General features: G+C 52.8%; 9 protein-coding genes, 1 rRNA gene and 1 pseudogene. 6 read left to right on the top strand and 5 right to left on the bottom strand.

Annotated features, from left to right (window positions below; genetic code table 11):
- The 5 genes and pseudogenes from BMW41_RS15460 to BMW41_RS12450 form a co-directional block, all read right to left on the bottom strand.
- A pseudogene (locus BMW41_RS15460) lies at positions 1-188 on the bottom strand (IS5/IS1182 family transposase); the annotation flags it as partial.
- 109 nt (positions 189-297) lie between these two features.
- The gene (locus BMW41_RS12465) at positions 298-729 is read right to left on the bottom strand and encodes a NifB/NifX family molybdenum-iron cluster-binding protein (protein ID WP_074650405.1); all 432 of its coding nucleotides are present in this window, start codon (positions 727-729) and stop codon (positions 298-300) included.
- A gap of 40 nt (positions 730-769) precedes the next feature.
- A complete protein-coding gene (locus BMW41_RS12460; protein ID WP_074650403.1) occupies positions 770-2,710 on the bottom strand; it encodes an extracellular solute-binding protein in 1,941 nt (646 codons plus the stop codon).
- Positions 2,710-3,528: an ABC transporter permease gene (locus tag BMW41_RS12455; RefSeq protein ID WP_074650402.1), complete on the bottom strand. Its 819-nt coding sequence runs from the start codon at positions 3,526-3,528 to the stop codon at positions 2,710-2,712. Before BMW41_RS12455 ends, BMW41_RS12460 begins: the two co-directional genes overlap by 1 nt.
- Before the next feature lie 15 nt (positions 3,529-3,543).
- On the bottom strand, positions 3,544-4,641 hold the full coding sequence (locus BMW41_RS12450; RefSeq protein ID WP_074650400.1) for an ABC transporter ATP-binding protein: 1,098 nt from the start codon (positions 4,639-4,641) through the stop codon (positions 3,544-3,546).
- A 261-nt stretch (positions 4,642-4,902) separates the two neighbouring features.
- Here BMW41_RS12450 and BMW41_RS12445 point away from each other — a divergent pair, with 261 nt between their 5' ends.
- From BMW41_RS12445 to BMW41_RS12420, 6 genes are all read left to right on the top strand, one after another.
- Entirely contained in the window at positions 4,903-5,964 is a 1,062-nt protein-coding gene (locus BMW41_RS12445; RefSeq protein WP_031474575.1) for a lactonase family protein, read from the top strand.
- A gap of 82 nt (positions 5,965-6,046) precedes the next feature.
- Positions 6,047-7,162: a chorismate synthase gene (gene aroC, locus BMW41_RS12440; RefSeq protein WP_074650398.1), complete on the top strand. Its 1,116-nt coding sequence runs from the start codon at positions 6,047-6,049 to the stop codon at positions 7,160-7,162.
- A gap of 138 nt (positions 7,163-7,300) precedes the next feature.
- On the top strand, positions 7,301-8,674 hold the full coding sequence (gene rlmD, locus BMW41_RS12435) for a 23S rRNA (uracil(1939)-C(5))-methyltransferase RlmD (protein ID WP_074650407.1): 1,374 nt from the start codon (positions 7,301-7,303) through the stop codon (positions 8,672-8,674).
- A gap of 768 nt (positions 8,675-9,442) precedes the next feature.
- Positions 9,443-11,584, top strand: coding sequence for a GGDEF domain-containing protein (locus tag BMW41_RS12430; RefSeq protein ID WP_074650397.1), 2,142 nt, complete (start codon positions 9,443-9,445; stop codon positions 11,582-11,584).
- A 406-nt stretch (positions 11,585-11,990) separates the two neighbouring features.
- Positions 11,991-12,887, top strand: coding sequence for a cation diffusion facilitator family transporter (locus BMW41_RS12425; RefSeq protein ID WP_031474568.1), 897 nt, complete (start codon positions 11,991-11,993; stop codon positions 12,885-12,887).
- Positions 12,888-13,319: 432 nt separating this feature from the next.
- Positions 13,320-13,453: ribosomal RNA gene (locus BMW41_RS12420) — 16S ribosomal RNA — on the top strand; the annotation flags it as partial.

Genomic DNA, 13,453 nt, shown 5'->3' with positions numbered 1-13,453 from the left:
GCCTGATTTTTCCGGATTCTATCATAAGTAGTGTATAGATCCGAAAGATCCATTCCCTCCACGAATGCGCTCAGAAGGCGAACCGAATCATTTGCCGGTATCATGTGTTCTAGTTCAAGCGGAAGCTTGATTTGATAATATACAGTGATTTTGCTATAATCACCCTGTAAAATGTTGGTTAGTCGCATAACTATATTTTACACCATCAGCCGGGCTCTTTGGAGCCCGGCTGAATTCTTTTTACAGGAAAAGGGCCGACGCACTAACTTGAGTTAGTGCGCCAGCCCCTTTTTTGTTTCAGAGCGTACAGACCGGATTGTCTCCGCAGGCGGCGACATTGCCGTCGGTTTCGAGACCGTCGCCTTCGCCGCGGGCATCGCCTTTGGCCGGGGCGGCAGCAATCGGTTCACTCGGAGAGTAGAACTTCAGCGTTCCGCCGAGGAAATCATTGACCCGGTCGGCGGCATTGCCGGAGGCGCCGCCCATCAGCATGATGCCGGTCGGCTTGATGGCCTGGACGGCGTAGGCGCCGATCCGGCCGCAGATGATGATTTTTACGCCCTTTTCGATGAGAAGCGGGAGGATGGCCTCATAGCCGGTTCCCGGCGCTTCCACGGTTTCCACGGCGGCAATCTCATCAAATTCGTCGGTGTGATAGATGGTAAATTCTCTGGCGGACCCGAAGTGCTGGTCTACGGTGCCGTCTGCTGTTGGAACCGCAATGATCATAAAGAAGTCCTTTCTTTCGGCCGGGCCGAATGCGAACGGATTACTCCGATTTTACTTCCTTCCACAGTTCATTATATATCTTATCGGCGTCATCGCCGAGATATTTATACACTTCACTTGCGCCGAGCTGGGAATCATCCGGGAAGACTCCTTTGTTGTTCTGCAGCTCCGGCTCAAGCATATCGTACACCGTCTTGTTCGGCGTCGCGTAGGTGATGTAGCGGAAGTTTTTCATTGCGATGTCCGGCCGGCACAGGAAGTTCAGCCATTTCTCGGCGTTCTCCTTATTCGGGGCGTTTTTCGGGATGACCCATGCGTCCTCCCAGAGATTGGTTCCTTCCTCCGGGATGACATAGTCCAGACGGTAGCCCAGATTCTGGTTTTCAATCTCATTTTGAATATAGAGGAGCTCTCCGGAGTAAATGACGCCGACCGCGGCTTCACCGCCGATCATCTTGTCGCGCACCTGATCGACCACATAGGCCTGCAGGAGAGGTTTCTGGCGAATCAGGTTCCGCTTGGCCTCCTGAAGCTGATTGATGTCCGTGGAGTTTGCGGAATACCCCAGGGATTTCAGCGATACCATGAACGCGTCGCGGACGCTGTCCTGCATCAGGATTTCACCCGTCAGCGCCGGATTCCACAGGTCCTTCCAGGTCTTCGGCGGCGTGAGGCCGTGCTGTTTAAAGAAATCCTCATTGTAAAGGATGCCAACCGTTCCCCAGGTATACGGCACCGAGTACCGGTTTTCCGGATCGAAGGAACGGGCCATTTCCAGGCACTTCGGATCGATGTGGGAGAGGTTCGGCACGTTGTCGAAATTGATCTCGGCAAGGAGATCATTTTCCAGCATCTTCTGGATCATGTAATCCGACGGGCAGACGGCGTCATACTGTACGGCACCGGCCTCGATGACCGGATACATCTCCTCGTTGGTCTCGAAGACGTCATAGGTGACGTGGATGCCGGTTTCATCCTCAAACTGCCGGATGACGGATTCGTCGATGTACTCACCGGCGTTGTAGACGTAGAGCACATCGGAGTGTGCGGTCTGATAGCGCATGACGGTCCAGCTTCCGCAGACGATCATGACGGCGGATACCGCAGTGATGAGGATGATTCTGCGGGCAGCCGCGCGGCGCTTTTTCTGCGCAAGACGTCTGGCCTTCAGCTCCGGGGTGCGTGCGCGGTGGGCCGGTTCCTGGGGCTTCAGGTTTGTGATGAGCAGAAGCACCAGCACCGTGATGAAGATCACGCTGGACAGCGCGTACATGGTGGGCTGGATGCCGCGGCGTACCTCACTGTAGATGAGGGTGGACAGCGTGTCGATGCCGGCACCTCTCGTAAAGTGAGTGATGATGAAATCGTCCAGCGACATGGTGAAGGCCATCAGGAAACCGGAGAGCACGCCCGGCACAATGTCCGGGAAGATCACCTTCATGAATGCCTGAAACGGAGAGGCGCCGAGATCGAGGGCGGCCTCGTAGGTCGAGCGGTTTGTCTGGTGAAGCTTCGGCATGACGCTCAGGATGACATACGGAACGTTGAAGGTAATGTGGGCGATCAGCACGGTTTTAAAACCGAGGGAAATGCCGTAGGCGATGAAGGCCAGCATCAGCGAGATTCCGGTCACGATGTCGGAATTCATCATCGGGATGTTGTTCATCGACATGGCGATACTGCGAGGCGTCTTCCCCATGGAGCGGATGCCGATGGCGGCCGCCGTTCCGAGGATGGTGGCGACGAGGGCCGACGAGAACGCGATGAGGAGCGTGTTGGTTAGCGCGTTCATGATGGTCGGGTTGTCGAACATCGCCGTGTACCAGTGCGTGGTAAAACCGCCCCAAACGGAGCGGGACTTTGTATTGTTGAAGGAAAGCACGATCATCGTCACGATCGGTGCGTAGAGGAAAAAGAGGATCAGGACCAGATAGAAATCCTGAAAAAACTGTTTCAGACTGTAGTGCCGTGTCCGTTTCATCAGAATGTTCCTCCTTTTCCGTCCTTGTCGTATTTGTTCAGGATCGCCATGCTTGCGAGGATGAAGATCATCAGAACGAGGGAGAGACCGGCACCCAGATTCCAGTTGCTTCCCTTGGTAAAGGACTGGTCAATGGCATTTCCGATCAGCATGATCTTTCCGCCGCCGAGGATGTCGGAGATGACGAAGGTCGTGAGCGCCGGAACAAATACCATGGTGACGCCGCTGACGATTCCCGGGATGCTTAAAGGCAGCAGGATCCGGGTCAGCGTCTGGAAATGATCCGCGCCCAGATCGTGGGCGGCGTTGATGATGCTGTCATCGATTTTGGCCAGTACGTGGTAGATCGGCAGGACCATGAAGGGCAGAAAATTGTATACCATGCCGAGGATGATGGCGCCCGGCGTGTTGATGATCGAGAGCTCCGGCAGATGCAGGAAGGAGAGAATGCCGTTGATGACGCCGTTTTTCTCCAGAAGCGTCTGCCATGCCATGGTCCGGAGCAGGAAATTCATCCACATCGGAAGGACAAACACGAAGACGATGAGACTCCCGCTCCCGATTCCCCGGCTGCGCAGAATCAGCGCAAGGGGATAGGAGATCAGAAGGCAGATGAGCGTTGCCGTAAAGGACAGACCGACGGACAGGAACAGGGCCTTCATGTGTTCCCGGCTTCCCATCGCAATCAGGTTTTCGGTAGTCAGGCGGCCGGACGGATCGGTCAGACCGTAGACCAGGACCATTAGAAGCGGAATCACCGTAAAACCGATCATCCAGAGGATGTACGGCGCGGCGAGCCAGCGTTTGTTATCATTCATTTGTCAAACCTCCCGTTACGCAAGCTGCTCCGCCTGCTCTTTCAGAATGCTGGCCGCCTGTTCGTCCTCAGATTCCGGCTTGTTCATGATCTGGATATCGTTGGGATCGACGCTGAGACCGACTTTCTGCCCCGGGATGAACTTCCGGGTGCTGTGAACCAGCCACTCGAAGCCGTCCGGCGTGGTGACCTCCATTTCATAGTGAACGCCCTTGAAGATCAGGTGGGTTACGACGCCGCGGAGAGAGCCGCTCTCCGGACTTCCCAGAACGATGTCCTCCGGGCGGATGACGACGTCAACCGGCTTGTTGCGGCCGAAGCCCTTGTCCACGCAGGCGAACTTCGCGCCGAAGATCTCCACCAGTCCGTCCTGCAGGAAGATGCCCGGGACAATGTTGGATTCGCCGATAAAGTCGGCAACGAAGGCATTTTCCGGCTCGTTGTAAATCTGTTCCGGCGTGCCCATCTGCTGGATGTAGCCCTGGTTCATGACGACAACGGTGTCGCTCATGGTCATGGCTTCCTCCTGATCGTGGGTGACATAGATGAAGGTGATGCCCAGCTCATTCTTCAGACGGATCAGCTCATACTGCATGTCCTCCCGGAGTTTGCGGTCAAGGGCGCTCAGCGGCTCGTCGAGAAGAAGGAGCTTCGGCTCGTTGACGATGGCGCGGGCGATGGCGATTCGCTGTTGTTGGCCGCCGGACAGGGAATCGATCTCCCGATCCTCAAAGCCGTCCAGATTGACAAGCTTTAAAGCGTAGCGGATCTTGTCGTCGATATAGGCCTGCGGCATTTTCCGGATCCGGAGGCCGAAGGCAATGTTCTCGGCGATGGACATGTGCGGGAACAGGGAATATTTCTGGAATACCGTGTTCAGCTGGCGCTTGTTGGCCGGAAGTGAGGTGATCTCCTGACCGTCGAAGATGACGCGGCCGGAATCCGGTTTCTCAAAACCGCCGATGATGCGGAGCGTGGTTGTCTTTCCGCAGCCGCTCGGGCCGAGGAGAGTGACGAAGGAGTTCGGTTTGACGGACAGAACAAGGTCATCCAGTACCATGGTTCCGTCATAGCTTTTATTGATATGTTCGAGATCGATGAGAGCCTGACTCATATGTGCCTCCGATAGATGAATTTTTTGCATGAAAATGCCGCCGGAAATCCGCGGGGACATCCGGCCGGCAGGACGCATAATTACATAAAATAATGTAAACTCCATCATTATACAGTACATGGCCGCAGTGTCAACGCGAAGAGGCCCGATTCGGCGCTTTTTTCGCCGCGCCGGCGCGCTTGCGGCACGGGCATAAATGTGATATTTTTGACGTAGATTATCTTTACGGACGTTCGTATCCACGGCAAGGGGGATGAAGTGATGCAGGACAGATATATGGCTTATGTGGGATCCTATTCCTACAACGGCAAGGCAAAGGGAATTACCTTATATGATGTGGATGTGGAAAAAGGAACGCTGACCTACCGCAGTGAGGTGGAAGTGGAGAACTCCTCTTATCTGTGTGTTTCCAACAGCGGAAAATATCTCTATTCCATCGCGGATGAGGGCGTGGTGGCTTTCCGTATCCTTGAAAACGGTAACCTTCACCGTCTGAATGCGAGAAAGATCAAGGGAATGCGCGGCTGTCATGTCACAACGGACCGGAATGACGAATATATCTTTGTTTCCGGCTATCACGACGGAAAAGAGACGGTTCTGCGGTTAAATGAAGACGGCAGCATCGGCGGGATCACGGACGGTATCTACCATAAAGGTCTCGGAACCGTGTCGGAGAGAACCTTCCATCCGCACATCAGCTGTGCGGCCCGGACGCCGGAGGGCCGGTTCGTTCTTGTGGGCGATCTCGGTCTGGATCAGGTAAAGATCTATCATTTCGATGAGAATCAGGGGACGCTGAACCTCGTGGATGCCATCCGGTGCGAGCTCTGCTCGGGGCCGAGACAGTTCATGTTCACGAAGGACGGCCGTTTCCTCTACCTGATGTATGAAGATAAGAATGCCATCGATGTGTTCCGCTACACGCCGGGGGAGCGGGTGCCGGACTTTGAACGGATTCAGACAATCACAACCATTGATCCGAAGCATCCGGGCGAGCTGACGGCAGCGGCCAGAATCCGCCTCAGTCCGGACGAAAAGGAAAGCCATCTGTTCTGCTCCAACGCGGGCGACAACTCCGTGAGTGTGTACCGGAGGGACGGGGACACCGGTCTATTGACACAGCTCTGCTGTCTGCCGACCGCCGGCGATTATCCGAAGGATGTCGCGGTTTTCCCGGACGGAAACCATATCGCGGTCATCAATCACGCGAGCGCCAGCATCACGATCTTCAAGGTCGATTACGAAAAGGGCCTTCTGGTCATGAATTCCCGCGAGATTCCGATTAATGAGCCGAACTGCTGTGTGATCACAAAGCTAATCTGAGCAGAGAGGAGAAGGAGGCACCTCCGGATAGCGGTGCCTGAACCATACGAGACGAACTATACAAAAGGGAAAGGAAATACCAATGGCAGGATCAACATACGGAAAGATACTTACGATGACGACCTGGGGAGAGTCCCACGGCGCGGCAGTCGGTGTGGTTGTGGACGGATGCCCCGCAGGAATCGAGCTCTCCGCAGCCGATATCCAGAAGTATCTGGATCGCAGAAAACCGGGGCAGAGCCGTTTTGCGACAAAGCGTGCCGAGAGCGATACGGTTGAGATCCTGTCCGGTGTGTTTGAGGGAAAGACCGAGGGGTCACCGATCTCACTTCTGATCCGCAACCGGGATCAGCATTCGGGGGATTACAGTGAGATCGCATCCTACTACCGTCCGGGACATGCCGATTATACCTTTGACGAGAAATACGGATTCCGCGATTACCGCGGCGGCGGCCGGAGCTCGGGACGTGAGACCATCGGCCGTGTGGCGGCGGGAGCGATCGCGGCAAAGATTCTTCAGGAACTTGGCGTGGATGTATTCGCCTATGCCCGCTCCATCGGACCGGTCGAGATCGACGACCGGAAGTTCGATCTTTCGGAGCGCGACCGAAATGGTGCCTGCATGCCGGATGCAGAGGCGGCAAAGCAGGCGGAATGCTATCTCGATGATCTTCTCTCGCAGACGGATTCCTCCGGCGGTGTGGTGGAGTGTGTGATGCGAGGGCTTCCGACCGGTATCGGAGATCCGGTCTTCGAAAAGTTTTCCGCAAATCTTGCGAAAGCGGTCTGCTCCATCGGCGCAGTAAAAGGCTTTGAGATCGGCGACGGTTTTGCCGCGGCAAAAATGCGCGGTTCCGAGAACAATGATGCATTCCGGATGGCGGAAATGCCGGATGGCGGGAAGCGGCCGGTGAAAGCCACCAATCATGCCGGCGGAACACTCGGGGGGATGACGGATGGTTCGGATGTGATCTTCCGTGCAGCTTTTAAGGCGACGCCGTCGATTGCAAAGCCCCAGAAGACGGTCAGCAAAAACGGCGAGGAGATCGAGATCTCGATCCGCGGACGACACGATCCGGTAATCGTCCCGAGAGCGGTCGTGGTTGTGGAGATGATGGCGGCATTTGCCGCAGCGGATATGCTGCTGGCGGGGATGACCGCGCGGATGGACCGGATCCGCGATTTTTACGGGAAGTAAAGGAACGAAATCAGCCATTCCGGATTTATGCCGGATGGCTGTTTCTGTGAGGCGATGAGCCGACGGCCGGGAAGGACGACGGAAGCCGCACGGCCCGCCCCGCGGGAAAGAATAACGCAGAAGAAAACAGGATCATATATGGAAAAGAACGAAGAGTTTAATCTGACGATTGAAGATATGGGAAAAGACGGCGCGGGAATCGGCCGGAAAAATGATTTCGTATGGTTTGTCAAAGACGCGGTTGTCGGTGACGTCATCACGGCAAAGGTGATGAAAGTCCAGAAGAACTACGGCTTTGCGCGTCTGATGAAAATCATTACGCCGTCAAAGTACCGGACCGAGGCGAAGTGCCCGGTGGCGAAGCAGTGCGGCGGATGCCAGCTTCAGATGATGGATTACCACGCCCAGCTGCGGGTAAAGGAAAATGAGGTCCGGAACGCGCTCATCCGCATCGGCGGAATTCCGGAAGAGGAGCTGAACATGAAGCCGATCCTCGGGATGGAAGAACCTTGGAGATACCGCAACAAGGCGCAGTATCCGATCGGAACCGACAGGGACGGCCGGGTCATCGCCGGCTTTTACGCGGCCCGGAGCCACCGGATCGTTGAGTGTGACGACTGCCTTCTGGGCGTAAAGGAGAACCAGAAGATCCTGAATCTGATCATCGGTTTCATGGAAGACTATCACATCCGGCCCTATGACGAGCTGACGCATAAGGGCCTGGTTCGTCATGTCCTGATCCGAAAGGGCTTCAAGACCGGAGAACTCATGGTCTGTCTGGTGGTGAACGGGAAAGCGCTTCCGCACAGCGAGGAACTGGTCCGCCAGCTTCTGCTCATCCCGGGGATGACGTCCATCTCCCTGAGCGTAAACACCCGGACGGACAATGTCATCATGGGTACAGAGATCATCAACCTTTACGGAGACGGGGGCATCACCGATTATATCGGAGAGATCAAATACCGCATTTCCCCGCTTTCCTTCTTCCAGGTGAATCCGGTGCAGACCGAAAAACTCTACGGAACGGCGCTCTCCTATGCAAATCTGAAAGGGAAAGAGACGGTCTGGGATCTTTACTGCGGCATCGGAACCATTTCCCTTTTCCTTGCACAGAAGGCAGGGAAAGTCTGCGGCGTGGAGATCATTCCGGATGCGATCCGGGACGCAAAGGAAAATGCGGCGTTGAACGGTATTGAGAACGCGGATTTCTTCGTCGGAAAGGCGGAGGAAGTTCTTCCGGAGAAATATGAGAAGGAGAACATCAGCGCGGACGTGATCGTCGTGGATCCGCCGCGCAAAGGCTGCGATCAGGCGGTTCTGGACACGATGCTGAAGATGAAGCCGAAGACCATCGTCTACGTCAGCTGTAATCCGTCCACGCTGGCCAGAGATGTGAAGATTCTGACAGAGGGAGGATACCGGCTGCGCAAGGTGCGCTGCTGCGATATGTTCCCGATGAGCATGCACGTCGAGACCGTTGCTGCCCTGGTTAAAAATGATACAGGGTCATAATCTCATGCGGATATCGGCCTGGACGCAGAGGACTGTCACAAAATCAGAGAAGCCGGGAGGGCGCAGGAATAAACCCTTGAGAGAGTCTTTCCACGATAGAGATAAACAGAAAAATTGGGCATAAAGGATATCAGGAGGCTTCCATCGGCATATTTTATATGCCGGCGGAAGCCTCTTTGTTTATGCGGACAACTCGCTAAAGCCCAAACACCGGTGAGGCGCTGGCGATGCCGCTGAACAATCGAAACTTGAGAAGCGTATTTCGATTCGCAACAGAATATAATTTCAATATGTAGTGGAGCCGATATATAAGATAAGGATAAAGTCAGCCGTCTGCTCCGGATGACATATCGGGCGGATAAACGTCCGGCACACATCATTGACAATAAGAAAAACAGACCATACGATATGATCAACAGCGAAGTTTCCGTTTGTTCGTGTCTGACAAGGAAAAATAGAGATTGAGCGCAGCACTGAGGATCAATTCTTGGGATGTGCCATGCCGGGACGGTTTGCCTCCTGAAATATCTCGAAAAGGAAGCGGATCATATCACGATGATAAAGATCGATATGGGGATTCCGGACAGGCTCAGGACCATAAAAAATGAGGCAAACGTCTTTGGATGATGCCAAAAAGGTTCCACTTACAAAATAAAATGAGTTATCATTATATGATAGAATCGAATTATCGCCGCATAAAAGACAGATTACGATGGGAACGGACGCAACCGGAATTCGCTTCACCGGAAGAGAGAAGGAGAACATATAGTGGAGAAGCTTGGATCGACATTTTTTAAAGCAGACATTCTGGAATATATGAGCTTCGGCAAATGGGTCATCGAGGCAGATCCGGGCAAAGAGCCGCGTCTGTACTGCGATGAGGTTGCGTTGCGCCTTCTGAACATTCCGGCCGGCAATGATCCGGAGAAGGATTATCGGGACTGGCTTGCGGCGGTGGCGCCATCCAGCCTGGAACGGCTGATTGCGGCCGGAAAACACGTTGCTGAAACTGGATATGGCGAGTTTCAGTATCTGTGGAAGCATCCGACAAGAGGTAACCGGTACATCCATTTTATCGGCGTTCGTAATGTCTCCTACACGGACGGAGTCCGGATCGAAGGCATTATTCGTGACATCACAGATAAGGTTTGGAATGAAACTCTGACCAGAGAGGAAATGAAGGAAGGACTGGATGCGATCCAGGGCCTGGCCAGCGAGTATGTGATACTGCATTTTATCAATCTGGAGACCGGCAGTTATTCGTCATACTTCTATGAACCGGATATCTCGCAGAAGACCATCCGGCTGAACAGCACGGAAAAAAGTTATTACGAAATGTATGAGCGGTCGATCCGCTCGATCTGCCATCCGGATTATCTGGACGAAATGCTGAAGCTCGGAAAACGGGAAAACATGATCGAAGAACTGCGGCACAAGAAAAAATCTGTCCACCGCTTCCTCGGCAAGACACATGAGAATCAGTATGAATGGTTCGATTATGTCCTGATCAAATTCGATCCGATTGATGAGGAGCCGACGCGGGCGGCAGCAGGATATATCAATGTCGATCAGGATCAGGTGGAGGTGCTCGAGTATCAGCGGATGGCGGAGGGCGTCGGAAAGATTTTTGACTTCAGCATCTACATTTCTCTGCCGGACGAAACCTACCGGGTAATCCGGGACACGGATGAGAGCACCCCGGAGAGGGATAAGAATGCCTTCACCTATCTGCGCTCCAGAGCCAAAAGCATTGGAAAGAAGAACGTCCGCGAGTCCCTTGAGAAATGGTTTGAAGTGGAAAATGTGGTCGCAAAGCTGGAAAAATACTCCCGGATCAGCCGGGATTTCTACAATGATATTGAAAAGAAATGGTACCGGGCCAATTTCCTGATCGGAGACCGCAACGAGGACGGCTCCATTTCCCATATCATTTACGGACGTAGGGATATCACAAAGACGAAACTGATAGAAATCCAGAAGCAGGAGGATGCGGCGGCCGGAGAAGCCATTGTACGATCTCTGGCGAAAATGTATTTCACCATGCTGGAGATCAACGTAAAAGACCGCAGAATCCATGTGATCCGGATTCCGGAGTTTATGAATGAACGGTTTGTGGTTGACGGTGAAACCTATGATGATCTGAAGGACAAATATGTCCGGATGTGCGTGGACCTGGACTACCGGGACAGCGTCCGGGAGTTTCTTGATTATCCGACTCTGCTGGAGCGGCTCCGGAAACAGGGATATGTGCAGAAGAACTACCTTGGGCAGACGGAGGGCTGGTGCCGTATGACCTTTGTGCCGGTCACGAACGAGGATACCGGAGAGATAGAAAAGATCGTTTTTGCGGTGGCCAGTATCAATGCCGAGAAGAAGCGCGAAGAGAGCATCAAATATCAGGCGGATCACGATGAGCTGACCGGTCTTCTGAACCGTACGGCCTTCAGCCGGATCGAGGAGGAACTCAAGAACAATACCGACCGCAGAGCCATCATGATTGTGGACATTGATCATTTTAAGGAGGTCAATGATACCTACGGCCATGTAGTGGGCGACGCGGTGCTTTGTCAGGCCGCAGATATTCTACGGCACAGTTTCCGGAAAAAAGACTACGTGGTGCGGTTTGGCGGCGACGAGTTTGTGGTGATCTTCAACGAATGCGGCGACGGATTTGCGGACCGTATCCGGAACAAAATCCGGAATATCAACGAGGTGCTTCAGCATCCGACCAAGGAAGATATGCCCGCGTTCTCCATCAGCGCCGGAGTGACCATATTTGAAGACAGCTACAGCAAGGAGATTTTCAAGCAGGCCGATGATGCTCTCTATCAGACAAAGGTGAACGGACGTGCGGGATGCACATTTTACGATGACATGATGAAAACATCCGTTCCACAGTGGAGAAAATAATCTGTAATTTTCTGTCTTCCGATGGATGAAATCGGGATGTGTCTATATTAAACTAATGAATATCAATGAACAGGGCGAGCTGCTGAGTGTCGCATAATCGTAGCAGAAAAGGTGAAAAAAAACTCCCTTCCGGAGAACATCTTCCTGATGGAATCCGGAAGGGAGTTTTGAATATAAAGACTTTTTGGGTATAAAGCTTTTTGAATGTAAAACCTTTTTGGGCATAAAGTTTTTGGGATAAAATTTATTGAACATAAGCTGTATGAGTAAAAAGTCATTTTGCACAAAAACCAAATGTTTGAAAAACGCCACAGTGTGCGTTATCGTAACCACATACATTCATGGAGACTTATGGATACAGACCGCTGACAGGAAGAACCGAAGGGGAAGAACGGGAGGTGTAAGTATGGCGAGCGAAGCAGAAATCAGCGACAGGGATGCACAGGAGATGATCAGACGCATATCCGCGGTCGGCATTTTGGGCAATGTCCTGCTCAGCGGATATAAACTGGCAGCCGGCATCATTGGCCATTCCGGGGCAATGGTCTCGGATGCGATCCACTCACTTTCGGATGTCTTTGCTACGCTGATCGCCGTGGTTGGCGTAAAAATGTCACAGAAGAAAGCGGATAAAGAACATCCCTACGGTCATGAGCGGATGGAATGCCTTGCGTCGATGATGCTGGGCAATATCCTTGGCGGTACGGGGGTTATCATCGGATACAGCGCGCTTCGGATCATTGTGACCGGTGAATACCGGACGATGCAGATCCCGGGGCGGGTCGCGCTGACGGCGGCGCTTCTCTCGATCGTTCTCAAGGAAGCAATGTTCTGGTATACCCGTCATTATGCGAAAAAACTGAAATCGGATGCGTTTATGGCGGATGCATGGCATCATCGGTCCGATGCACTTTCGTCCGTCGGCTCCCTGATCGGTATCGGCGGAGCACGAATGGGTTTTTTCGTGCTGGAGCCGGTTGCAAGTGTTGGGATCGCATTTTGTATAATGAAGGTAGCGTATGACATTCTTCGGGATGCTGTCAGCAAAGTATTGGATACAGCCTGCCCGGAGGAAACGGAGCGCGAAGTTCGCCGGCTGATCCTGGAGACGGACGGAGTGTGCGGCCTCGATAAGATCCGCACCAGGATGTTTGGCAATCGGATCTACATCGATGCGGAGATCGCGGTGGAAGGAACGCTTTCGCTGTATGATGCCCACGAAATTGCAGAAAATGTGCATAACCTGGTGGAACAGCGCTTTCCGGAGATCAAACATATCATGATCCACGTGAATCCGGTGTAAAACCTTTCAGTTATGTGGATAAAAGCCGGGAAAAACAGACAAAATCAAAGTGTTACCCACACTTTTCATAACAGGGGAGTGGATAAAAAGAAAAAAGTTCAAAAAAGTGGTTGACATATCCACCGCACTAATGCTAAACTACGTAAGCTGTCAGCGGGAAACACCGCAGGACAGTGTCGAACCGAAAGGTTCGAAAAACAATAAAAAAGTTGTTGACAAATGGAAACGGCTTTGATATTATGAATGAGCTGTCGCCGAGAGGCAACAACAAAGAACATTGAAAACTGAACAGTATATAAAACCCTGAAAATTCCAAGAACAAAGGCCGATAAGGTAGAGGCCTTAAGTTCGAGAGATTTTCAAGAACAAAACCTTAAACAGTAATAACGGTTAAGAATAAGCCAAGCTTAAGTCTAAACCGGATCAAACTTTTAACGAGAGAGTTCGATCCTGGCTCAGGATGAACGCTGGCGGCGTGCCTAACACATGCAAGTCGAACGGAAATTACAGAAGGAAGTTTTCGGATGGAATTTTGTAATTTTAGTGGCGGACGGGTGAGTAACACG

The sequence above is a fragment of the [Clostridium] aminophilum genome (genome assembly GCF_900101295.1).
Taxonomy (GTDB): Bacteria; Bacillota; Clostridia; order Lachnospirales; family Lachnospiraceae; genus Clostridium_R; species Clostridium_R aminophilum_A.
Note: the sequence above shows the minus strand (reverse complement) of the source record. Positions and strands in the feature narration are given on the sequence as shown.